Raw genomic sequence first — 23,007 nt, 5'->3', positions numbered from 1 at the left:
CGGTCGGGACCTCGGGCCGGTCAGGAGCTGGGGGCGGGCTCGACGGTCTTCTTCGGGGCGGGGGCCGGCCGGGTCGGGCCGGGCTTGCGCAGGAACAGCGCCATCACCGGCACCAGGTAGACCGCCCACATGACCAGCTGGAGCCAGGTGATCTGGGGGGTGACGTTCAGCACGCCCTGCAGGACGGTCTGGAGCCAGTCGCCGGGGGTGCCGAGCTTGTCGAAGAACACGTGCGGTTCGAGCGCGACCGCGTTCAGGCCGGGCAGCACGTCGGCCTCCTGCAGGTCGTGGAAGCCGTAGCCGAACACTCCCGCCGCGACGACGATCAGCGCGCCGCCCGTCCACGTGAAGAACCGGCCCAGGTTGATCTTGAGGCCGCCGCGGTAGAGCAGGTAGCCGAGCACGATCGCGACGACCAGGCCGAGGGCCGCGCCGATGATCGGCTGGGTGGAGCCGCCGGACGAGCTCTGGATGTTCGTCCACAGGAACAGCACGGTCTCGATGCCCTCGCGGCCGACCGACAGCAGCGCGACGGCGGCGAGCGCCAGCGGCCCGACGTTCAGCGCCCCTTCGAGCCTGCCCTCCAGCTCCTTCTTCATGAACCGGGCGGTCTTGCGCATCCAGAAGACCATCCAGGTGACGAGGCACACCGCGACGATCGACAGCACGCCGCCGAACAGCTCCTGGGTCTTGAACTGCATCTCCGAGGACGCCGCGGTGAGCGCGATGCCGAACCCGGCGGCGAGGGCGACCGCGATCGCGATGCCCGTCCAGACGGGAACGAGGGCCCGGCGGTTGCCGGTCTTCACCAGATAGGCGATGAGGATGCTGACGACCAGGGCGGCCTCCAGTCCCTCGCGCATTCCGATGAGGAAGTTGCCCAGGAGCATCGCTGACCTCCTCCAGAGACACGGATGGTTTAGGCAAACCTAACCTAAGCCAGTGTGTGCCTCCGCGGCGCCCCCCGCAAGACCCGATCCCGTCACCTCACCCGACGAGACGCACGTCACATGCGGGTGCGGCGATCATCCGCCCGGTGACCCGGGCCGTGATCCGCGCGGGATCACGGCCCGGGGAAGTCGAGCCGGAGGAACGCGCGCGCGATCGGCTGCGCCGTCAGCTCGACCTGCCAGCGCCGCGCGCCGAGCGCGCGCAGCGCGGCGCCGATCGCCGACGCCGACGGCTCCTCCGGCGGCGTCCACGCCAGCCGCCGGACGAAGTCGGGCTGGATCAGGTTCTCCGACGGCATCGAGTGCTCGTCGGCGAGCGCGGCGACGACGGCGCGGGCGGCGGTCAGCCGCTTGGCGGCCTCGGGATCGCGGTCGGCCCAGCGGTGCGCGGGCGGCGGCCCGTCGCCGGGCAGGTTCGCCTCGGGCAGCTGCCGGTCGGGCACCGCGCGGGCCCGCGACACCGCGCGCAGCCACGCCGACTGGTGCCGGCGGGCGCCGCGCCCGCGCATGGTGGGCAGCGACTGCAGGTCGGCGGGCGTCTTCGGCGGGTTCAGCGCCAGCTCGACGATCGCCGCGTCCTGCAGCACCCGGCCGGGGGACAGGTCCCGCTCGCGGGCGATCTTGTCGCGGGCCTCCCACACCTCGCGGACGGTCGCCAGCGCGCGCCGGTTGCGCACGCGGTGGATCCCGGACGTGCGGCGCCACGGGTCGGGGCGCGGCGGCTTCGGCGGCGTGGCGAGGATCGCCTCGAACTCCTCCAGCGCCCACTCGAGCTTCCCGGCGTCGCGCAGCTCGGCCTCCAGCGCGTCGCGCAGCTCCACCAGCAGCTCGACGTCGAGCGCCGCGTAGCGCAGCCAGTCCTCGGGGAGGGGGCGGGTGGACCAGTCGGCGGCGGAGTGGCCCTTCTCCAGCAGGAAGCCCAGCACGTTCTCGACCATGGAGCCGAGGCCGACGCGCGGGTAGCCGAGCAGCCGGCCCGCCAGCTCGGTGTCGAACAGCCGCTTCGGGACGAGACCGACCTCCGCCAGGCACGGCAGGTCCTGGTTGGCGGCGTGCAGCACCATCTCGGCGTCGGTGAGCGCCGCGTCCAGGCCGGTCAGGTCGGGGCAGGCGATCGGGTCGATCAGCGCGGTGCCGGCGCCCGCGCGGCGCAGCTGGATCAGGTAGGCGCGCTGCCCGTACCGGTAGCCGGACGCCCGCTCGGCGTCGACGGCGACCGGGCCGGTGCCCGCGGCGAACGCGGCGATGACGCGTTCCAGTTCGGCGGCGTCGACCACGACCGGGGGGACGCCCTCGCGCGGCTCCAGCAGCAGCACGGCCGGGGGCCGCTCGTCGCCGGCCGTGTTCTCGCCCGCGGCCATCTCACCGGAGCCGTCGCCCGCCGCGGTGACCACGCCGGCCGCCGGGGCGCCGGCCGCTCCGCCGCCGGGCGCCGTCGCGCCGGGCGCGGGACCCGGCACCACCGCGCCGGCCGCTCCGCCGCCGGCTCCGGCCTGCTCCTCAGCCGTGCCGGACTCCGCGGGCACCGCCTTGCCCGCCTTCTTCGCGCCCGCCGGCCGTGCGGCGGGCTCCTCGCCACCGGAGTCCCGGTCGGGACCGGTGGCACGCGTTTCGGACACTCCCACTTTTCCCGTGTTCTCCCCCGCCGCCTCGGTTCCGGACGCTGTGCTCACGTCCCCTACCGTACGTCGCTCTCAGGACCTCCCGAGGAGGGACGACCCCCGCTTCCGCCGGGCCGGCCCCGCGTGGCTCAGGGGCCCGCGCCGCCCGGCCGGTCCGGAAGCGCGGAGACGCCCGCCGGGGGCAGGCCCGCGGTGGTGCACATCACCTCGCACCAGGCCGCGACGTGCCCGGCCAGATCGTCGCCGGTCGGGGACCAGGAGGCGCGCAGCTCCAGCTCGGTCGTGGACGGCTCGTCGCGCTTGTCGCCGAAGCTCTCCGACACCGCGCGGGTGATCGTCCCGGAGACGCCCGCGTAGCCGGCCGGCTCCAGCGCCTCGAGCAGCCAGTCCCAGGCGACGGAGCCGATCAGCTCGTCGGCGGCGATGTCGGGTTCGAGGTCGGCGCGGATGTAGGCGACGATCCGGAAGCCGTTCGTCCAGCCCTTGGCGCCGTCGGGGTCGTACAGGACGATCAGCCGGCCCATCGCGACCTCGGTGTCGTCGTCGCGGTAGACCGACCCGGACAGGGCCGCGGCGTACGGGGCCAGGCTCTGCGGGGCGGGCATGTCCTCCAGGTCGAGCTCGGGCCGCGGGCCCGGCCCGTCGAGGATCTCGCGCAGGGTGTCGAGGGCCCGCTGGAAGGCGGGAGGGTTCATGGGCGGACCGGCCTGGGTGCGGGGGCGGGACTCGTGTCGGTGGTGCCGGGACGGGACGCCGCCGCGCGCGACCGGAGGGAACGGAGGGGATGCAGGCACAGCACAGTGGGTTTCGTCTCGGGGGCCGCGGCGTTCAGGCCACGGCCCGCGCGGATGCGGCCGGCGAGGAGCCGGCGCGTCTGGGGCCCGTCCCGCCGGGGGACGCCTGGACCGCCTGGACCGCCGGGTCCGCGGGGGACGCGGCGGCGGGCCGGCCGGGAGGCGCGTACGCGGGGTCGGGGGACGTCAGCGGCGGGTCGACCAGGACGGCCGCTCCGCACTCGACGCACACCCGCTCGGGGCACTCCGCGCCGTGCCCGTCGGGACACGGCGGCTGCTCGAACTCACGCTCATCACCGCAGGTGGAGCAGTGCAAGGGGGAACCTCCCTCGGCTATGACACGCATCACGTTCGCATGCGCCGGTGACAGAATGCGGGACTTCGCTCGGCGTGTCCGGAACTTCGTGGGTCACGGCCGTCGCTTCGTTGTCACCCCGGTGCGTCCGGTACGCGCTCTCGTGGGACCATCGCAACGTGACCGCTGACGCCGCCCGCCCCAACGACGCCGCGAACCCGTCCGACGATCCGGGTCCGCTCGCGGAGAGCCCGTTCCTGCTCGCGTGCCGCCGCCGGCCCGTGCCGCACACCCCCGTGTGGTTCATGCGCCAGGCGGGCCGCGCACTGCCAGAGTATCTGCGGCTCCGCGAGGGCGTGCCGATGCTGGAGTCGTGCGCCCGCCCGGACATGATCGTGGAGATCACGATGCAGCCGATGCGCCGGTACGGCGTGGACGCGGCGATCTTCTTCAGCGACATCGTGGTGCCGCTGAAGGCGATCGGGATCGACCTCGACATCAAGCCCGGCGTCGGCCCGGTGATCGCCGACCCGATCCGGGACGCCGCGGGCCTGGAGGCGCTGCGCCCGCTGGAGCCCGGCGACGTGCCCTACGTCACCGAGGCCGTTCAGGGGCTGGTCGGGGAGCTCGGGGCCACGCCGCTGATCGGCTTCGCGGGCGGCCCGTTCACGCTCGCGTCCTACCTGATCGAGGGCGGGCCGTCGAAGAACCAGGAGCGCACCAAGGCCATGATGTACGGCGAGCCCGAGCTGTGGGACCGGCTCATGGGCCGGCTCGCCGACATCACGATCGCGTTCCTGAAGGTGCAGATCGCGGCGGGCGCGAGCGCGATCCAGGTGTTCGACTCCTGGGTCGGCTCGGTCGCGCCGGAGGACTACCGCGCCTCGGTGCTGCCGCACACCGGCCGGATCTTCGCCGAGATCGAGCAATTCGGCGTGCCGCGCATCCACTTCGGCGTCGGCACCGGCGAGCTGCTCGGCCTGATGGGCGAGGCGGGCGCGGACGTGGTCGGGGTCGACTGGCGCGTCCCGCTGGACGAGGCGGTCCGCCGCGTCGAGCCGGGCAAGGCGCTGCAGGGCAACCTCGACCCGGCGGTGCTGTTCGCGCCGTGGGAGACGGTCGAGCGGCGGGCGCTGGACGTGCTGGCCCGGGGCCGCACGGCCGAGGGCCACGTCTTCAACCTCGGCCACGGGGTGCTGCCGTCGACGAACCCGGACGTGCTGGCCCGCCTCGTCGACCTGGTCCACGAGGCGAGCACCGCCCGCTGAGCCGCGCGGGCCCGTGCGGGCCCGTGCGGGCCCGCGCCTCCGGCGGGCGGCTCCGGCTACTCGGCGGGCGGCGTCTCCGGACGGACCGGCTCGGCGGCGGGATCGCCCGTGCCGGCGCCGCTCGCGCCGCCCGTCCCGACCGCGACGGGCTGCTCCTCGCGGCCTTCCCCGGTGTCCGGCTCCGCCGGCCCGCGGCCCCGGCGCCGGTTCCGGTAGGCGACGACCGGCGCGACGATGATCGCGGCCGTGACCAGGAACGGCAGCAGCCAGCCGAACACGACGGCGACGCCGCCGAGGAACCCGGTGAACGCGTGCCAGCCGTCGCCCAGGGCCCCGACGAACCCGCCTCGGTCGCCGTGGTGCCGCGCGGGCGTGGCCGCCGCCTCCAGCGTGACGGTCACCGTGGCGTACTGCGTGCTCTGGCCCAGCGCCTTCTGGCGGGCCTGCAGCGACTCGAGGTCCGCCTCCCGCGAGGCGATCTCCTGCTCGACGTCGATGATCTCGCCGACCGTCGTGGCCTTGTCCAGCAGCTTGCGGAACGACGCGAGCGCGGCCTTCGCGGACCGCACGCGGCTGTCGACGTCGGCGACCTCACCGGTCACGTCGTCGGCCTGCTGGGACACCGACAGCTTGGTGCCGAGCTGCCGGGACAGCTGGTCCAGCACGCCGGGGTACCGGTCGGACGGGATCTTCAGCGTGATCGTCGAGCCGGGCGGGTCGCTCGACCCGGACTCGTGCTCGACGTACCCGCCCGCCGCGCTCACCAGCTGCTTGGCCCTGGTCGCGGACGCGTCCACGTCCTTGGCCCGGATCCGCATCGTCGCGGTGTAGACGACGGCGCGGCCGGCCGGCGGCAGCGGCTGCGCCGCCGCGCCCCCGCTCCCGTTCCGGCCGGAGCCGGACGTGCCGGGCGCCCCCTTCCGCTGGGCCTCGGCACCGCCCTGCGTGGCCGCCGGGGCGGCGGCGCTCCGCGCCATGCCCCGCTCCGTCGAATCGGACGATGATCCGCCGCCGCCGCACGCCGCGAGCGTCCCGCCCAGCACCCCGGCCAGCAGAAGGACGATCAGTGCGTACGGGACCTGCCTGACGCTTCTGACGTTCAGCATGAGGCTTGGACGGAGTGGTGCAGATCACCGTTCCGGCGGGCGCGTCGCGATCCGGCCACGGCCGGGGCACGCCGGGGTCACGGCCGCCCCCGTGCGGCCGTGACCCCGGCGCCCCGTCCTGAGGGCGCGTCAGCCGTCGGAGAGGACCATCACGCCGGTGTTGACGGTGCCGACGGTGGTGGTGCCGAGCGTCCACAGGGCGCCGGTGCCGGGGACGACCGCCAGCCGCGTCGCGTAGATGTTGGTCCGGTTCGGGACGGCGCTGGTCGGCACCCGCGACCACGTCCCGCCGCTGTAGTGGAGCAGGCCGGGCTTGGCGGGCTCGTCGAGCGTGTGCCCGAGGGCCCACAGGTCCCCGTCCACGCCCTTGGTGATCCTGGTCAGCCCGTTGAGCCCGGCGGGGACCGCGGCCCTCGACCAGGCCGTCCCGTCCCAGTGCATCAGGACGGACGTGGCGGGCGAGGTGTGGTTGTCGGTTCCGGCGGCCCAGGCGTCGGTGGGGGAGAGGGCGACCATGTCGGAGAAGCCGAAACCGACGCCGAGGCCGTCCGTGTCCATGGGGAAGCTCTTCCAGGACTGCCCGTCCCAGTGCTGCGCCACGAACGTCGTGCTCCACTCGGAGGTCGTGCCGAGACGCCAGATGTCATCGTCCGCCCGGGTGTAGCTCGTGTCGAGGGTGATCTCCGGGAAGGTGGTGACGTGCGTCCACTTGGACGTCCATATGTCGCCGGTCCAGCGGTACACGTCGGTGGGGGTGCTGTACCAGACGCCGGACGGGCCGGCCTCCAGCGTCCCGGCACTGCCGGCCCCCGGAGGCGGCGGCACCTCGTTGAACGCCGAGCCGGCGAAGTGCGCCAGGTAGGGGGACGTCGACTTGTCGTCGCCGTACCTGACGCCCTTGATCCACACGTCCTCGGGGGAGACCGCGTCGACGTCCTGGATCGCGGCGTGGTTGGGCAGGTTCAGCAGGTCGTACTCCACCCAGTCGCCGTTCTGCCAGCGGCGCACGACCGGGTTGCCGGGGATCTGCGTGCCCGTCCCGGGGATCGGCCCGGGAAGGGTGATCGCCCCCTGGTATCCGGCGATCCAGACGCTGTTGGGCGAGGCGGCGTCGACGTCGATGATGCTGTTCTCCGGCCAGAAGAAGGGCAGCGGCACGGGCTTGAAGTCGCCGCGGGTCGCGGCGGACGCGGGGGCGGTCAGGCCGGCGGCCAGGACCACCGCCGCGGCGGCGGCGAGCGGGACTCTCCAGATCTTCATGCTCGCCAGTATTCACTGGCAAGGTTCGAAGATCTTGTCACTCCGGGATAGAAACCGCCTCGCGCTGCGGGCGCCCCGGTGCGCGGTTCCGCGAGGCGTCTGGAAGGCTGGACGCATGACCCCGTCTCGACCCGCCTCCCACGCCGTCGTGGTCGGCGGCGGCATCGCGGGCCTCACCGCCGCGCGCGCGCTCGCCCACGCCGGCGTCCGCGTGACCGTGCTGGAGGGCTCCCCGCGGATCGGCGGAAAGCTCCGGGTCAGCGACATCGCCGGGATCCCGGTGGACGAGGGCGCCGAGTCGATGCTGGCCCGCCGCCCCGAGGGCCTCGCGCTCGTCCGCGCCCTCGGCCGCGGCGACGAGCTGGTGAACCCCGGCACGACCTCCTCGGCGATCCTCAGCCGCGGCGCGCTCCGCCCCATCCCGTCCGGGCAGGTGATGGGCGTCCCGTCCGACATGAAGGCGCTCGCCGCCTCGCAGGTGCTGTCCCCGGCCGGGCTGGCCCGCGTCCCGCTCGACCTGGTGATGCCCGAGACCCAGCGCGGCGACGACGTCTCGGTGGCCGACTACATCGGCGCCCGGATGGGCCGCGAGGTCGTCGACCGGCTCGTCGAGCCGCTGCTCGGCGGCGTCTACGCCGGGCGCGCCGAGTTGCTGTCGTTCGACTCCACGCTGCCCGCGGTGGCCGCCGCCGCGCGCGCCCACCGCTCGCTGATCAACGCCGTCCAGGGCATCAGGGAGACCGCGCCGAAGGACGCCGGCCCGGTGTTCGCCACCGTGCCCGGCGGGCTCGGCTCGCTGCCGCCGCTGATCGCCGCCGACGTCGAGGCGGCCGGCGGGACGGTCCGCGTGAACGCCACCGTCCGCGAGCTGCGGCGCCGCCCCGGCGGCTGGCGGCTCACGGTCGGTTCGGCCCGCGACCCCGAGCACCTCGACGCCGACGCCGTCGTGATCGCGGTGCCCGCGGTGCCCGCGTCCCGGCTGCTGGCCGACGAGGTGCCGGACGCCGGACGCGCGCTCGCCGGCATCGAGTACGCGAGCATGGCGATCGTCACCCTCGCCTACCAGGCCACCGCCTTCCCCAGGCTCCCGGACGGCAGCGGGTACCTCGTCCCCGGTGTGGAGAGCGACACCGAGGCGGGCGGCCGGGGCGTCAAGGCCGTCACTTTCAGCTCGGTAAAATGGCCCCATCTGCGCGACCGCGACCCCGGCGTCATCGCCGTCCGGTGCTCCATCGGCCGGTTCGGCGAGGAGCACGTGCTCCAGAGGGCCGACGAGGAGCTGAAGGCCGCCGCGATGGCGGAACTGGCCGCCACCTCCGGCGTCACCGAGCTGCCCGTCGACAGCCGGGTGACCCGCTGGGGCGGTGGCCTGCCGCAGTACAACGTGGGCCACGCCGACCGCGTGGCCGGGGTCCGCGCCGCGGTCGCCCGCGAGCCGGGGCTCGCCGTCGCGGGCGCCGCCTACGACGGCCTGGGGATCCCCGCCTGCATCGCCTCGGCGAACGCGGCGGCCGACCGGGTGCTGGACCATCTGCGCAGTCGAGGAGGAACGAACGATGTCAGGGACGGAGCCGGCGGCCAGGCCGAAGGCACGCGAACTCAATAACGTCATCCGCTACACCATGTGGTCGGTGTTCCGGGTGCGCGACACCGGCACGCTCGGCGAGCAGGACGCCGCCGAGGTGCGGGACCTGCTCGACCAGATGGCCGAGAAGGACGTCACCACCCGCGGCTCCTACGACGTGGCGGGCCTGCGCGCGGACGCCGACTACATGTTCTGGTGGCACGCGCCCAGCTCCGACGACCTCCAGGAGGTCTACACGCGGTTCCGCCGCACCGCCGTCGGCCGCGCCAGCGAGCCGGTCTGGTCGCAGATGGCGCTGCACCGCCCGGCGGAGTTCAACAAGAGCCACATCCCGGCGTTCCTGGCCGACGAGGAGCCGCGCGCGTACGTGTGCGTGTACCCGTTCGTCCGGTCCTACGAGTGGTACCTCCTGCCGGACGAGGAGCGCCGCGCCATGCTCGCCGAGCACGGCAAGATGGCGCGAGACTACCCCGACGTCCGCGCCAACACGGTCTCCGCGTTCGCGCTCGGCGACTACGAGTGGATGCTCGCGTTCGAGGCCGACGAGCTGCACCGCATCGTCGACCTGATGCGGCACCTGCGCGGCGCCCGCGCCCGGCTGCACACCCGGGAGGAGATCCCGTTCTACACCGGCCGCCGCAAGCCCCTCGCCGAACTCATTGCCAACCTCCCCTAACGGAGCATTGGGGATCTTGTCCGGCGAGAACGTATAGATCCCTAGGATCCGCCCAGAACCTGGACGCAACGGCAGTAAAGTGCCGCCCGTGAACGAGACTCCCGCCGGTGCCCCACGCGGGCGGCACGCCAAGCCGCCGTCCGAGCTGTCCGTCCGCTGGAACCGGATGCTCGCGGCGGCGTCCGGGCGGCGCCGGCTCGTCGCGGCCGGCGCGGGCGCCGCGTCGCTGGCGGCCGTCGCCTCGCTCGCCGCGGCGGCGCTGGCCGGCGGCGGCTCCGGGACCGCGCCGAGGGCGGCCGCCGCCGCGCACACCGCCCGGTCCGCGCCGTCCTCCGCCGGAGCGACCCTCGCCGCGGCCGGCGACTCCGGCGACCCCGACGAACTCTCCTCCGAGGCCCTGCCGTACCTGCGGTCGAAGGACCCGGGCGGCGAGATCGTCAAGCACGTCAAGGACGTCCGGCGCAGCGGGACGTTCGTCCGGGTCTACACCGACCTCGGCGAGGACGACGAGAACTCCGCGTCCGCCGTGTCCCTCTGCGAGTGGACGGTCGGCTACCTCAAGGACGGCGGCGACGACGAGCCGCGCGTCTTCGTCCACGGCAAGAGCAGCGACAACGGCAGCGTCGTCCTCGCCAACAAGCAGAGCGACTCCGACGACTGCAAGGTCCCCGACACGCCCTGAACGGGGCTACCCCGGTCCGGGCCCGTACTGGGTGTCCGAGAGGTTGCTGGACTCCAGGTCATGGTGACCGCGCCTCCGGCCGTGGTCGAGTTTCAGCGGCTTCGGGTCCCGGGTCAGCAGGATCTCCCGGAGCCTGGCGTCCTCGACGCCGTCCGGTCCCAGCGCGGCGCAGCGCCCCGGGCCGCCCGGCGGGGCGTCCTCGACGGCCCGGCGCCGCGCCGCCCGGCCGGCGCGGGTGGGACGGAGCGCGCCGCGCAGGCCGCCACGGACCAGCCCCGCCTCCTTGAGCGCGTCGGCGACCGCGCGGACCTCGTCCGACGCGGCGGTCTCCCGGAGGAGGTCTCCCAGCAGGATGCCCGTGCCGGGGACGCGGGCCAGCAGCGCGGCCTGCACCGGGTCGTCCGCCTCCCGGTCCACGGCCTGCACCCGGTGCGTCCCCCGGGACACGCGGACGTGACGCCCTTCGTGAAGGGCGACCAGCGCCGTCTGGGCGACCCGGACGGCGCCTCCGGTCAGGAACGCGATCTCGTAGGGACCCTGCTCGCCCATGATGGCCTCCCGCGGGCGCGTCGTCGTCCATAGGACGCGCGGAGCGTGCCCGCGGTTGCGGTCATTCGGCGGGTTCGAGGGTGAGCGACACCGAGTTGATGCAGTACCGGTCGTCGGTCGGGGTGGCGTAGCCCTCCCCGTGGAACACGTGGCCGAGGTGGGAGTCGCAGACGGCGCAGCGCACCTCGGTCCGCACCATGCCGAGCGAGCGGTCCTCGATCAGCGTGACCGCGTCGGAGTCGGACGGCGCGTAGAACGACGGCCAGCCGCAGTGGCTCTCGAACTTGGTCTCCGACCGGAACAGCTCCGTCCCGCAGGCGCGGCAACGGTAGACGCCGACGGTCTTGGTGTCGGTGTACTCGCCGGTGAAGGGCTTCTCGGTGCCCGCCTCGCGGAGCACGCGGAACTCCTCGGGGCTGAGCCGGGCCCGCCACTCTTCCTCGCTCTTGCGGATCTTCTCCATGCTTCGAAGGTACCCGGCGAGGCCCCTCCCAGAGACTGTCGTATCCCTGGGTTAACGTGCAGTCATGGCCTCGCCCTTCATCGAGATCCCGGTAGGGGATCGGCTCGTCAAGGTGACCAATCCCGACAAGGTCTACTTCCCCGAGCACGGCTACACCAAGCGGCAGCTCGTGGAGTACTACATCGCCGTGGGGGAGGGCATCCTGCGGGCCACCCGCGACCGGCCCACCACGCTGGAGCGCTGGCCGGCCGGCGTCTTCGAGGGCGCGAAGATGGCCACCCGGGAGGACTACGCGCGCGGGCAGGCGGGCTTCGGCGCGGGCAAGTCCGACGCGTTCTACCAGAAGCGCGTCCCCAAGGGCGCGCCCGACTGGGTGCGGACGTCGCGGATCGCCTTCCCCAGCGGCCGGTTCGCCGACGAGGTCCGCCCGACGGAGGTCGCGGTGATCGCCTGGGCGGCGAACCTCGGCACGCTGACGTTCCACCCGTGGCCCGTCCGCGACGGCGACGTCGACCATCCGGACGAGCTGCGCATCGATCTCGACCCCCAGCCCGGCACGGACTTCTCCGACGCGGTGCGGGTGGCGCTCGGCCCGGCCCGCGACCTGCTGGCGGAGCTCGGCATGACGGGGTTCGTGAAGACCTCCGGCAAGGGCGGCGTGCACATCTACGTGCGGATCGAGCCGCGCTGGACGTTCACCGAGGTGCGCAGGGCCGCGCTGGCGTTCGGCCGCGAGGTGGAGCGCCGCGTCCCCGCCGAGGTCACCACGCGGTGGTGGAAGGAGGAGCGGGGCGAGCAGGTCTTCATCGACTTCAACCAGAACGCCCGCGACCGGACGATCGCGTCGGCCTACAGCGTCCGGCCGGCCCCGCACGCGCCCGTCTCGGCGCCGGTGACCTGGGACGAGCTGGCCGACGTCGACCCCCGCGACTTCACGATCGCCACCATGCCGGAGCGGTTCGCGAAGGTCGGCGACCTGCACGCGCCGATCGACGACGAGGCGTTCTCCCTGGACGGGCTGCTGGAGCTGGCCGACCGCGACGAGCGCGACCACGGCCTCGGCGACATGCCGTACCCGCCCAACTACCCCAAGATGCCGGGCGAGCCGAAGCGGGTGCAGCCGAGCAAGGACACCGGGAACCGGTCCTGACCCGGGAATTCCCGCCGCGCCCGCCGGCTTTCATGATCGGACGCGTGCTGATGACGATCATGAGGTGAGAGCGATGACCGAGTCCCTGACGGTCCGGTATCTCGGCGGGCCGACGGCGGTCCTGGAGACCGGCGGCCTGCGGCTGCTGGTCGACCCGACGTTCGACGCGGCCGGCGGGCATCCCGTCGGCGACCGGGTGCTGACCAAGACGATGGACGCGGTCGCCGGGCCGGACGAGGTCGGCCCGGTCGACGCGGTGCTGCTGTCGCACGACCAGCACCCCGACAACCTGGACGACGGAGGCCGCGCCTACGTGGCGCGGGCGCCCCTGACGCTGTCCACCCGGGCCGCCGCGGACCGGCTCGGCGGCACCGTCCGCGCGCTGCCCGCGTGGGAGCACGCCGAGCTGGCGCGTCCCGGCGGGGGAGTCCTGCGGATCACCGGGGTGCCCGCGCGGCACGGCCCGGACGGCACCGAGCACCTGACGGGCCCGGTCACCGGGTTCGTGCTGACCGGCGACGGGCTGCCCACCACCTACGTGAGCGGCGACAACGCGTCCCTGGACGTGGTGCGGGAGATCGCGGAGCGGTTCGCGCCGTTCGACGTGGCGCTGCTGTTCGCCGGGGCCGCCCGCACGCCGCTCGTGGACGGCGAGCTGACGCTCGGCAGCGCCGGGGCGGCCGAGGCCGCCGCGATCCTCGGCGCCCGCCAGGTCGTCCCGCTGCACTTCGAGGGCTGGGCGCACTTCTCGCAGGGCCGCGACACCCTGGCGGGGGCCTTCGCCGGGTTCTCCGGCGGGTTCCACCTGCTCGACCCCGGGCAGCGGGTCACCGTGTAGCGATCAACCCGGACATCGCCCGAGGTAACGGTAGATTTCCGCCATGCAGCGTGCGGCGTCCGTCGTTCCGCGGGTGGCGCAGGCCGTCATCGCGATCGTGACGGTCGGGTTCTTCTTCGGCGGGTTCGTCGGGATCATGACGTCCGACCTGCCGCCGTCCCGGCGCGTGGCGCCGCTGGTGCTGCTCGCCGCGCTGCTCGCGCTGCACCTGCGCAACTGCGTGCGGCGGCTGGACGGCGGCCGTCCCGCCGGGTGGCGGTGGACGCTGGCCGCGCAGGCCGTCCTGACGTTCGTCCCGATGATCTGGTACTCGTCGACCTGGTACGGCAACGTCGGGTTCCTGTGCGGGGCGGTCCTGCTGCTCGTCCGTCCCGGGCGGCTCGCGTGGGCCGGGTTCGGCGCGGTGCTCGCCGCGGACCTGCCGCTGTCGCTGGCCGAGCGCCCCACGGTCGCCGAGGCGCTGTACTTCCTCGTCGGGCAGGCCGCGTTCGTCGGCGTCGCCGTCTACGGCATGGCGCGGCTGGCCGACCTGGTGGCCGCGCTGGAGGAGACCCTCCGGGTGCTGCCCGCGGCGCGGGTCGCCCGGGAGCGGCTGGCGTTCACGCGGCGGCTGCAGGAGAACATCGGCGTCGCGCTGGCCGGGACGGTCGAGCGGGGCGAGCACGCGCTCACGCTGATCGGGGAGCGTCCGGACGAGGCGCGCGACCTGCTGGAGGACGGGGTGCGCGGGGCGCGCACGGCCCTTGCCACGACCCGCCGGGTCGCCCACGAGTACCTCGCCCGGCTGGACGACCCGGCCGAGCCGGCGCGGACCGTCGCCGGGGACCTCACCGCCCGGACGGTCGCGGGGCTGGGCGCCGCGACGCTCGGGCTGATGATCGTCCCGTATCCGCTGCGCTTCCTGGCGCGCGGCGGGCACCCCGCATGGTCGGCGGCGCCGTTCGTGCTGCTGCTCGCCGCGTACGCCGTGCTGTACGTGTACGGGTGCCTGCGGGCGTACGGGCGCCCGCTGGGCGCCGTGCGGCGGTACGGGGTCCTGGGCGGGCTGGTCGTCCTGACGTTCGCGCCGATGCCGTTCTACGGGCCGACGACCTGGGCCGTCCTGCCGTTCCTGCCGGGCGCGGCGGCGGTGCTGCTGGGGCGCCGGCTGCGGTGGCCGGTCGCCGCCCTGCTGGTCTGCCAGGACGTCCCGTTCGGCATCTGGGGCTCCGCGCACTGGGGCACCGCCTACTTCGTGGTCTGGACGGCCGAACGCGCGGCCGTGGTGTACGGCCTGGCGCGGATGGCCGGGTTCACCGCGACGCTGCAGGACGCGCGCGAGGAGATGGCCGCCGCGGCGGTCGCGCGGGAGCGGCTGCGGTTCTCCCGGGACCTGCACGACCTGCTCGGATACAGCCTGTCCGCGGTCGTGGTGAAGAACGAGGTGGCCGCCCGCCTCGCGTCCGCCAGACCGGACGAGGCCCGCCGCCAGCTCGCGGAGGCTCTCGGCATGTCCCGCCAGGCGCTCGCCGACATGACCGGCGTGACCAGCGGCTACCGGGACATGTCGGTCGCGGCCGAGGCGGGGGCGGCGCGGGCGACGCTCGCCGCGGTGGGCATCGAGGTCGCGGACGCGGTGGACGTCGCGGACCTGCCGGCCGACCTGGACACCGTCCTCGCGACCGTCCTGCGCGAGGGGGTCACCAACATCCTGCGGCACAGCCGCGCCACCCGCTGCTCGATCGAGGTGGCCGTCGTCGACGGCGTCGTGCGGCTGCGGCTCGCCAACGACGGGGTGGACGGACCGCCCGCCGTCCCCCCGGCGGAACGGGCGGAGCCGGGCGGCATCGGCCTGCCCAGCCTCGGCGAGCGCGTCGCGGCGCGGGGCGGCGTGCTGACGGCGGAGCGGACCGGCGGCGGCTTCGTCCTCAGCGTGGAGGCGCCCCTGCCCGTGGAACGCCCGGCCCAGGCCGCGCCCCGCTGAACCCGCCGCAGGTGGGACGCGACGAGGCCGCCGCGCCCTCGTGCGGGTGCGGCGGCCTCGCCGGTTCGGAGACGGGGGGATCAGTACAGCGTGCGGTCCTGGCGCGGAAGGGTCACGTGGGACGGCCCGTGCCAGGCGGCCTTCGGCTCGGGGACGTCCAGCGCGCTCGCCCCGTCCTGCCCGGCGACGACCGGGAAGCGGATCGAACTGGCCGACAGGTCGACCGTGACCGTGGCGCCGGTGGGCGTCTCGGTGTTGTTGTCGGCGTCGGTCCCGGCCAGCACCAGCGCGAGCCGGTGGCCCTTCTTGAGCATGTACTCCTGGCTGAGCGTCTGCCAGCGGATGCCGTAGTACCTGCCGGGCGTGACCGGCTTCGGGTCGCTCAGCGACGGGGCGTTCTGCACGTCCAGCCAGCCGCGCCCGACCACGTTCACGTCCGAGGTGACCGTGGAGACCTGCGTCTTCTTGTAGCAGGCGTCGTCGGCCGGGGTGCTCTCGCCGTGGCAGTCCTCGGTGTCGAGGGTCGTGATGCCCGAGCCGTCGCCGAGGTAGTCGACGCGGGTGTCGGTGCCGTAGTCGACGAGCAGCGCGGTCACGTTCGAGGTCGGCTTGTCCAGCTTGACCGACAGCCGCACGTCCGGGGTGCCGGACAGCCGCCCCGTCCGCTGCAGCGGGCCCGACGTGAACGCGAGCCGGAACGGCTTCGCGGTGGTCGGGTCCGACACCATGTCGCCCTCGGTGTAGCCGGCGTTCTGCGGGCCTGCGGCGTCGGTGAACGACGCGGTCGTGCCCTCCGCGGCGCGCCGGTCACCGAGCGAGCCGTCCGCGCCGGGCCGCAGGACGGTCGTCCGCGCGCCCTTCGCCGGCCAGTCCGACTGGGTGATCCACTGGTCCGGGCCCACCTCGATGTCGGCGCGCGGCTGCTTCAGCACGTCGTTGGGGACCTTCATCAGCTCGTGGTCGAACCACTTGTGCAGCGTGTTCACCCAGTCGTCGCGGCGGATGTCGAACGGGTCGACGTGGCCGCGCTGGTGCAGCCACACCTTCCGGGTGACGCCGCGCTGCGCGAGCGCCTGCCACCACTGCGCGAACTGGTTGTCCTTGACGTTCAGGTCGTTGACGCCCTGGACGGCGAAGACGCTCGCGTGGACCGCGCCGACGTGCGTGACGGTCCCGCGCAGGTAGTTCGTCGTCTTCCAGTAGGCGTTGTAGTTCCCGGTCGCGTCGTCCTCGCCCTGGTCGAGACCGGCGTTGACCGCGGCGCACTTGGCGGGCGGGTCGGTGTCGACGACGTCGGCGAGGCCGGGCTGCTCGTCCGTCCAGTACTTCACGCCGTTCATGCGGCTGTAGTCGTACCAGCTGCTGATCGCGGAGATCGGGACGATCGTGTCGAGCCCCTGCACGCCCGTCGCGGCGACGCCGTTGGCGAGCGTCCCGTCGTACGACTTGCCGATCATGCCGGTGCGGCCGGTCGTCCAGGTCGCCTTGACCGGCGTGCCGTCCGCCTTGAACGCCTTGGCGCGGCCGTTGAGCCAGTCGACGACGGCCTTGCCGCCGAGGACGTCGGACGGGCCGCCGCTGACCGGGCAGCCGTCCGACCGGGTCGTCCCGTCCATGTCGACCGCGAGGAACGCGTAGCCGCGCGGGGCGAAGTAGTTGTCGTAGAACAGCGGGAACTTCACCGGGTTCCCGGCGGCGTCGTAGGTCTTGCGCTCGCCCTCGTTGCCGCGCCCGAGGTTGTCGTAGTACGGGCTCTCGTCCATGATGACCGGCACCTTGAGGCCCTGCTCGGTCTCCTTGGGCCGGATGATGTCGACGTTGATGCGGTCCGGCCTGCCGTCCCGGTCGCTGTCGACGCTCGACTGCACGTACACGTGCTCGCGGATCGCGTCCTTGTAGGAGAAGACCGGCTGCGTGACGCCGTCCTTCACCACGATCTTGGGGACGGTCCGGGCCATGGCCGTCGCGCCGCCGCCCGCGACGGCGACCGCCGCGCCGGTGAGCACGGCGAGCGCCGCCGTCCGCCGGGTCCGTCTCAGGGATCGCCTGGCCAACCCGCACCTCCGTATGAGCAGATGATCTCTACGGGGGCACAGGCTCCTCGCGGAGCGGCGCCGCGTAAAGGGCGCCGCTCCGGCGAACTCCGCCCGGATTTGGGCACGAGTTGCTCTTGCGTCCCGGGAGCCGGTCGAGAGGGACCGTCCCTAATACGGATCCCGGGCCGTCCGGAGGGCGCCCGGACGTTTCCGCCCCGCCGGCCGGGCATTCTGCCGATCATGGGTTGGAGTTACCGCAAATCGCTACGCAAGGGGCCTTTCCGCCTCAACTTCTCGAAGAGGGGCGTCGGGCACAGTGTCGGCGTTCGCGGCGCCCGGTACAGCCGGTCGGCCGACGGGCGCCGCGAGATGATGTTCCGCATCCCCGGGACGGGCCTGTCCTGGCGGCGCCCGCTCCGGCGCCGCGACTAGCCGGCCTTGGCGCGGTTCACGGCCGACAGCACGGCCTGCACGGACGCGGTGAGGACGGACGTGTCGCGCCCGGCGCCCCAGCTCGTCGCGCCGTCGACGCGGCACTCGGCGTAGGCGACCGCGGGTGAGTCGTGGCCCGACTCGGTCGCGTGCTCGACGTACTGCAGCACGTCCACCTTCACGCCGGCGGCCGCGAGCGCGTCGGCGAGCGCGGCCAGGGGACCGTTGCCGGAACCGGTGTACTCCCTCTCGCGGCCGTCCACGCGCAGCACGCCGGTGAAGTCGTGCCGGCCGGGGCCGGTGTGGGACGTCCGCCATCCGGTGAGCGCGACCGGGCCCGCCCGGTCGACGTACTCGGCGCGGAACAGCTCCCACAGCTCGGCGGCCGTGATCTCCTCGCCGCTGCCGTCCGTCGCCTGCTGGACGACCCGCGAGAACTCGATCTGCAGCCTGCGCGGCAGGTCCAGGCCGTACTCGGTGCGCAGCAGGTACGCGATACCGCCCTTGCCCGACTGGCTGTTGACGCGGATGACCGCCTCGTAACCGCGCCCCACGTCCGCCGGGTCGATCGGCAGGTACGGCACCTCCCACGGCGCCTCCTCCGCCGGGACGCCCAGCTCCGCGGCCCGCGCGGCGTGGTGCGCCATCCCCTTGGAGATCGCGTCCTGGTGGGTGCCGGAGAACGCGGTGTACACCAGGTCGCCCCCGTACGGGTGCCGCTCGTGGACGGGCAGCCGGTTGCAGTGCTCCACCGTGCGCCGGATCTCGTCGATGTCGGCGAAGTCGACGCGGGGGTCGACGCCCTGCGCGTGCAGGTTCAGCGCGAGCGTGACCAGGTCGACGTTCCCGGTCCGCTCGCCGTTGCCGAACAGGCAGCCCTCGACCCGCTGCGCGCCGGCCAGCACCGCCAGCTCGGCGCACGCCACGCCCGTCCCGCGGTCGTTGTGCGGGTGCACCGACAGGATCACCGCGTCCCGCCGGGCCACGTTCCGGTGCATGAACTCGATCTGGTCGGCGTACACGTTCGGCGTCGCGATCTCCACGGTCGCGGGCAGGTTCAGGACGACCGGGCGGTCGGGGGAGGCGTCCCACAGCTCCGTGACCGCGTCGCACACCTCCAGCGCGTACTCCGGCTCGGTGAAGTTGAACGTCTCGGGCGAGAACTCGAACCGCACGCCCGGCCGGTCCCCGGCGAGCCGCGCGACGTCCGCCGCCCCGTCCAGGATCAGCCCGCGGACCCCGTCGCGGTCCTGCCGCAGCACCACGTCCCGCCACGCCGGCCCGGTGGCGGTGTACAGGTGGACGACCGCGCGCGGCATGCCCTCGATGGACGCGAACGTCCGCTCGATCAGGTCGCGGCGCGCGGGCGTGAACACCACGGGCGTCACGTCGTCCGGGACGGCGCCCGACGTCGCCAGGTGCCGGACGAAGTCGAAGTCCGTCCGGCTCGCCGACGGGTAGCCGACCTCGATCTCCTTGAACCCCATGGTCGTGAAGAGGTCGAACATGCGGCGCTTGCGCGCCGGGTCCATCGGCTCGGCCAGCGCCTGGTTGCCGTCGCGCAGGTCGACCGGCACCCACAGCGGCGCCTGCTCGATCCGCCGCGACGGCCAGGTCCGCTCGACCTCGGGCACGGGCGACGGCACCCGGTCGTGGACGGACCGGTAGCGGTGCGACGGCATGGCGCTGCCGCGCTGCGGGTTCCAGAAGGGCGCGCCGTCGGCCGGGCGGCCGGACGGGGTGCGCAGCGTGGGGAAGGGGGTTCGGGTGGGCTCGTTCATGGCGGTCTCCTCGCCGTTGCCGGACGACCGGCAGCGCCGGACCCCGCGGCGGGGTGCCGGTCGGATCAGGCCCCGCCGCGGCGGCCGAGAAGGAGGGCCTGCCACGCCATGCCGGTTACTCTAACCACACCTCAGCTCCTCAGACAAGCTGAGCGGTGCGCGGGAGGCGCTAGCGTAGGACGTCCGCCCGGAAAGGAAGACCCCCGGAAAGGAAGGCCGTCGCATGCCGCTCGGCCCGCTCCGCCGCAGCCCGCTCGTCGAGCAGGCCGCCCAGCGGCTCCGCGACCAGATCACCGACGGCTCCTGGCCGGTCGGCACCCGGCTTCCCGGCGAGACCACGCTCGCCAGGGAGCTCGGCGTCGGCCGCTCCACCGTCCGGGAGGCGCTGCGCGCCCTCGCCGGCGCCGGCCTCGTCCAGGCCCGACAGGGCGCCGGCGTCTTCGTCACCGCCACCGAACCCGACGAGGACTTCACCACCCGGCTCCGCCGCGCCTCCGTCACCGACGTCTACGAGATCCGGATGATGATCGAGGTCCGCGCCACCGAGCTGGCCGCCGAGCGCCGCACCGACGCCGACCTCGCCGCGCTCGACACCGCCCTCGCCGCACGCGACGAGGCGTTCGCCGGCCCGTCCCTGGAGGACTTCCTGGACGCCGACATCGCCCTGCACGCCGCCGTGATCGCCGCCGCGCACAACCCCGTGCTGGTCGACCTGCACGCCGAGTTCGTCCCGGTGCTGCGCGCCGGCCTGCTCGACCTGGTCTCCCTGGTCGACGTCCGGGCGTCCGACGAGTCGCACGGCCGCGCCGCGCACGCCGCCCTCGTCGAGGCGATCCGCGCCGGCGACCCCGCCACCGCCGGCCGCATCATCACCACCGAGCTGACCCAGACCCTCACCCGCCTGCGAGGCTCCCGCTGAGCAGCGGCGGCAGGTCGCCGTCGTGGACGATCGTCAGGCGGCGGGTCGGGCGGGTGAGGGCCACGTAGAGGTCCTGGCCCCCCTTCGGGGACTCGGTGAGGACGCCCGCCGGGTCGACGACGATGACCGAGTCGAACTCCAGGCCCTTGGCCTCCTCGGCGGTCAGCACCACCGAGGGGGAGTCGAGGGCCTCGGGCGTCGCGCCGACCGCGGCGCCCGGCAGGACGGCGCGGACCCGCGCGTGCCGGGCCGCCGACGTGATGACCGCGAGGCGGCCCTCGGCGCCGTCGCCGAACCCGGCCAGCTCCTCGGCGACGAGGCCCGGGAGGCCGTCGACGGGCAGCTCGACCGCACGGGGCGGCGGGCCGTCGTCGCGGACGGACACGGGCGGCGTCTGGTCCGGGGCGACGGCCGCCAGGACCTCGGACGCGACCCGCATGATGGCGGCGGGCGTGCGGTAGTTCACCATCAGGCGCTGCTCGCGCCAGCGGCCCGGGACGTACCGGTCGAGCATCTGCCCCCAGGACGCGGCGCCCGCCGCGCTGCCGGTCTGCGCGATGTCGCCCACGACGGTCAGGGACCGGGTCGGGACGCGGCGCATCACCGCCCGCCAGGCCATCTCCGACAGCTCCTGCGCCTCGTCCACGATGACGTGGCCGTAGGCCCACTGGCGGTCGGCCATGGCGCGCTGCGCGGTGGTGAGGGGCGGGCCTCCGTCGCCGTGGCGTTCGGCCAGCTCGCTGGCGGAGATCAGGTCGCCGATGGGGATCATGTCGGTGCCGCCGGTCGTCTCCATGACCTCCGCGGCGTAGCGGACCTCCTCGGCGCGGGCCGCGTCGGCGGCGCGCCGGCGGGCGCGCTCGGCGGAGTCGTCCTCGCCGAGCAGCTCGGCGGCCTCGTCGATGAGCGGGACGTCCGAGACCGTCCAGGGCGCGCCGGCGGGGCGGCGCAGGAGGGCCGCCTCGGCGGGGTCGAGCCCGGCCCCGGCGGCGGCGCGGTCGAGCCGCTCCGGGTCGGCGTACAGGTCGGAGAGGAGCCGCTCGGGGGTCAGCTCGGGCCACAGCGCGTCGACCGCCCGGCGGACGGCCGGGTCCTGCCAGAGCGCCTCCTTCGCCAGCCGCAGGTCCGTCTCGTCCAGCAGCGGCTCGTCGGCGGACTCGTCGATCAGCTCCTGGAGCCAGCGGGGCATCTGGCCGGACCTGGTCAGCTCGTCGAGCGGCTCGTCCATGATCCGGTCGTACTGCTCGGCCCGGTCGTGCGCGAGGGCCTCCAGGAGGTCGTGGACGAACCGGCGCCGCTGCACGTTGTGCGGCACCCGCAGCCCGCGGGCGCCGTCGCGGATCGCCGCGCACCTCTCCGCGTCCACGCGCAGGGTCAGGCCGTCGTACTCGACGCGCAGCCCGTCCGGCGGGGCGCACTGCCGGTCGGCGACGGCGGCCTCGATGAGCCCCGCCATCCGCGCGGAGCCCTTCACGACGGCGACGGCGGGCTCGTCCGCCGCGGTCGCCTTCAGCCCCGGGTGCAGCTCGCCGACCGTGGCGAGGACGACGTCGGTCTCGCCGAGACCGGGGAGGACCTGCTCGATGTAGCGCAGGAACGTCGCGTTCGGGCCGACGATGAGCACGCCGCGCCGTTCCAGCACGTCGCGGTGGGTGTAGAGGAGGTAGGCGGCGCGGTGCAGCGCGGCGACGGTCTTGCCGGTGCCGGGCCCGCCCTGCACGACGAGGACGCCCTGCAGAGCCGACCGGATGACCTGGTCCTGCTCCTCCTGGATGGTCGCGACGACGTCGCTCATCCGGCCCGTCCGGCCGCGGCGCAGGGTGGCCAGCAGCGCCGCCTCGCCGACGAGGCCGCTGCGCTCGGCCTCGTCGAGCCCTTCCAGGTCGAACACCTCGTCGTCCAGCCGCACGACCTCCCGGTGCCGCAGGTGCAGGTGGCGGCGGCGCGCGACCGTCCCGGGCGCGCCCGGGGACGCGGTGTAGAACGGGCGGGCCGCCGCCGCGCGCCAGTCGATCAGCATTGGCTCGTGGTCGGCGTCGCGCAGCCCGATCCGGCCGATGTAGAAGGTGTCGCCGGGGCCGTCGGCGCCGGCGACGTGGTCGACCCGGCCGAAGCAGAGCCCTTCCTCGACCCCGTTCAGCCGGGCCAGCCGCCGCGCGGCCTCCTCGGTCACGACGGCGCTCTCCACCCGGGCCTGCAGCACGCTCCCGCCGCCCGCCGCCGGCCCCTGCCGCAGCGCCGCCTCGGCGCTGCTCCGCTCCTCGTCGAGCCGCCCGTACAGGCGGGTCATGTACTCCTGCTCGGCGCGCACGGCGGCCTGCCGGGCCGCTTCCGCGCCGGCGGGCTTGACAGATCGGGCTTGACGGAGTCCCATGCCTCGGCTACACTCCTATTCATAGGGTGCGGTTTGTTGTGCGCAGTTCGTAAGTCGCCAGCTTAGCACCGCCTCCCCGCCCTCGCCTGCGGGACGCAAAAGATCATCTTTGTTGCGGTGGACGTCATCCCCGCGGTGCCTCGCGGTCACCGGCCGCGATGAGGCTCTCCGGTGATCACCCGGAAAACCTCCGAAAGGTCACCGCCCGGGGGGCCTGGGCGATGCCGGGGACGGCAAGGGCGCCGGTCGTCAGGCCGCCGGCGA

Annotated in this window: 20 protein-coding genes; 9 read left to right on the top strand and 11 right to left on the bottom strand. The window is 74.2% G+C overall.

Going from position 1 to position 23,007, the window contains the following annotated elements:
* Positions 1 to 20 precede the first annotated feature (20 nt).
* From efeU to J4557_RS02070, 4 genes are all read right to left on the bottom strand, one after another.
* Positions 21 to 890, bottom strand: a complete 870-nt coding sequence (gene efeU, locus J4557_RS02085) for an iron uptake transporter permease EfeU (RefSeq protein ID WP_208264559.1) — start codon at positions 888 to 890, stop codon at positions 21 to 23.
* A gap of 173 nt (positions 891 to 1,063) precedes the next feature.
* Positions 1,064 to 2,311, bottom strand: coding sequence for a ribonuclease D (locus J4557_RS02080; protein ID WP_208264643.1), 1,248 nt, complete (start codon positions 2,309 to 2,311; stop codon positions 1,064 to 1,066).
* 389 nt (positions 2,312 to 2,700) lie between these two features.
* Complete coding sequence (locus J4557_RS02075) at positions 2,701 to 3,267, bottom strand: DUF3000 domain-containing protein (protein ID WP_190857417.1); 567 nt, start codon at positions 3,265 to 3,267, stop codon at positions 2,701 to 2,703.
* 133 nt (positions 3,268 to 3,400) lie between these two features.
* Entirely contained in the window at positions 3,401 to 3,682 is a 282-nt protein-coding gene (locus tag J4557_RS02070; RefSeq protein ID WP_208264558.1) for a hypothetical protein, read from the bottom strand.
* 236 nt (positions 3,683 to 3,918) lie between these two features.
* Between J4557_RS02070 and hemE the strand changes: the two genes are divergently transcribed.
* Positions 3,919 to 4,929, top strand: coding sequence for a uroporphyrinogen decarboxylase (gene hemE, locus J4557_RS02065; protein ID WP_279575948.1), 1,011 nt, complete (start codon positions 3,919 to 3,921; stop codon positions 4,927 to 4,929).
* A gap of 56 nt (positions 4,930 to 4,985) precedes the next feature.
* Here the strand turns inward: hemE and J4557_RS02060 are convergent, their stop codons facing one another.
* Together J4557_RS02060 and J4557_RS02055 are read right to left on the bottom strand one after the other, a co-directional pair.
* Entirely contained in the window at positions 4,986 to 6,035 is a 1,050-nt protein-coding gene (locus J4557_RS02060) for a DUF4349 domain-containing protein (RefSeq protein ID WP_208264556.1), read from the bottom strand.
* Positions 6,036 to 6,164: 129 nt separating this feature from the next.
* Positions 6,165 to 7,295, bottom strand: coding sequence for a hypothetical protein (locus tag J4557_RS02055; RefSeq protein ID WP_208264555.1), 1,131 nt, complete (start codon positions 7,293 to 7,295; stop codon positions 6,165 to 6,167).
* 115 nt (positions 7,296 to 7,410) lie between these two features.
* Here J4557_RS02055 and hemG point away from each other — a divergent pair, with 115 nt between their 5' ends.
* The 3 genes from hemG (at position 7,411) to J4557_RS02040 (ending at position 10,238) form a co-directional block, all read left to right on the top strand.
* Positions 7,411 to 8,901 carry a protoporphyrinogen oxidase gene (hemG, locus tag J4557_RS02050; RefSeq protein ID WP_208264554.1) on the top strand — a complete coding sequence of 497 codons (1,491 nt, stop codon included), beginning with the start codon at positions 7,411 to 7,413 and terminating at the stop codon, positions 8,899 to 8,901.
* Positions 8,852 to 9,556, top strand: coding sequence for a hydrogen peroxide-dependent heme synthase (hemQ, locus tag J4557_RS02045; RefSeq protein WP_190857406.1), 705 nt, complete (start codon positions 8,852 to 8,854; stop codon positions 9,554 to 9,556). Before hemG ends, hemQ begins: the two co-directional genes overlap by 50 nt.
* Before the next feature lie 88 nt (positions 9,557 to 9,644).
* The gene (locus tag J4557_RS02040; protein WP_208264553.1) at positions 9,645 to 10,238 is read left to right on the top strand and encodes a hypothetical protein; all 594 of its coding nucleotides are present in this window, start codon (positions 9,645 to 9,647) and stop codon (positions 10,236 to 10,238) included.
* Between the two features lie 6 nt (positions 10,239 to 10,244).
* On the opposite strand, the gene J4557_RS02035 is transcribed toward J4557_RS02040, so the two are convergent.
* Positions 10,245 to 10,787, bottom strand: a complete 543-nt coding sequence (locus J4557_RS02035; RefSeq protein WP_208264552.1) for a TIGR04222 domain-containing membrane protein — start codon at positions 10,785 to 10,787, stop codon at positions 10,245 to 10,247.
* Between the two features lie 61 nt (positions 10,788 to 10,848).
* Positions 10,849 to 11,250 (bottom strand): peptide-methionine (R)-S-oxide reductase MsrB, encoded by a 402-nt coding sequence (msrB, locus tag J4557_RS02030; RefSeq protein WP_208264551.1) that lies wholly within the window; start codon positions 11,248 to 11,250, stop codon positions 10,849 to 10,851.
* Between the two features lie 64 nt (positions 11,251 to 11,314).
* On the opposite strand from msrB, the gene J4557_RS02025 reads away from it, so the two are divergent.
* The 3 genes from J4557_RS02025 to J4557_RS02015 all read left to right on the top strand — a co-directional run bounded on the left by J4557_RS02025 (position 11,315) and on the right by J4557_RS02015 (position 15,201).
* On the top strand, positions 11,315 to 12,400 hold the full coding sequence (locus tag J4557_RS02025) for a DNA polymerase domain-containing protein (protein ID WP_208264550.1): 1,086 nt from the start codon (positions 11,315 to 11,317) through the stop codon (positions 12,398 to 12,400).
* 73 nt (positions 12,401 to 12,473) lie between these two features.
* Positions 12,474 to 13,238, top strand: coding sequence for an MBL fold metallo-hydrolase (locus J4557_RS02020; protein ID WP_208264549.1), 765 nt, complete (start codon positions 12,474 to 12,476; stop codon positions 13,236 to 13,238).
* A 43-nt stretch (positions 13,239 to 13,281) separates the two neighbouring features.
* Positions 13,282 to 15,201, top strand: a complete 1,920-nt coding sequence (locus J4557_RS02015) for a sensor histidine kinase (protein ID WP_208264548.1) — start codon at positions 13,282 to 13,284, stop codon at positions 15,199 to 15,201.
* Positions 15,202 to 15,281: 80 nt separating this feature from the next.
* On the opposite strand, the gene J4557_RS02010 is transcribed toward J4557_RS02015, so the two are convergent.
* On the bottom strand, positions 15,282 to 17,255 hold the full coding sequence (locus tag J4557_RS02010) for a Xaa-Pro dipeptidyl-peptidase (RefSeq protein ID WP_243775096.1): 1,974 nt from the start codon (positions 17,253 to 17,255) through the stop codon (positions 15,282 to 15,284).
* A 21-nt stretch (positions 17,256 to 17,276) separates the two neighbouring features.
* Between J4557_RS02010 and J4557_RS51480 the strand changes: the two genes are divergently transcribed.
* Positions 17,277 to 17,669 (top strand): DUF4236 domain-containing protein, encoded by a 393-nt coding sequence (locus J4557_RS51480; protein WP_307799299.1) that lies wholly within the window; start codon positions 17,277 to 17,279, stop codon positions 17,667 to 17,669.
* Here J4557_RS51480 and leuA read toward each other — a convergent pair.
* Positions 17,666 to 19,351 (bottom strand): 2-isopropylmalate synthase, encoded by a 1,686-nt coding sequence (gene leuA, locus J4557_RS02000; RefSeq protein ID WP_208264641.1) that lies wholly within the window; start codon positions 19,349 to 19,351, stop codon positions 17,666 to 17,668. The two genes, J4557_RS51480 and leuA, sit on opposite strands and share 4 nt — an antisense overlap.
* 322 nt (positions 19,352 to 19,673) lie before the next feature.
* Between leuA and J4557_RS01995 the strand changes: the two genes are divergently transcribed.
* Positions 19,674 to 20,369, top strand: coding sequence for a FadR/GntR family transcriptional regulator (locus tag J4557_RS01995; RefSeq protein WP_208264546.1), 696 nt, complete (start codon positions 19,674 to 19,676; stop codon positions 20,367 to 20,369).
* Here J4557_RS01995 and J4557_RS01990 read toward each other — a convergent pair.
* Positions 20,344 to 22,743 (bottom strand): HelD family protein, encoded by a 2,400-nt coding sequence (locus J4557_RS01990; RefSeq protein WP_208264545.1) that lies wholly within the window; start codon positions 22,741 to 22,743, stop codon positions 20,344 to 20,346. The two genes, J4557_RS01995 and J4557_RS01990, sit on opposite strands and share 26 nt — an antisense overlap.
* Between the last annotated feature and the right edge of the window lie 264 nt (positions 22,744 to 23,007).

This window comes from Actinomadura nitritigenes (assembly GCF_017573545.1).
GTDB classification, from domain to species: domain Bacteria; phylum Actinomycetota; class Actinomycetes; order Streptosporangiales; family Streptosporangiaceae; genus Spirillospora; species Spirillospora nitritigenes.
The sequence above is the reverse complement of the archived record's forward strand: the minus strand, read 5'-3'. Positions and strand labels throughout refer to the sequence as shown.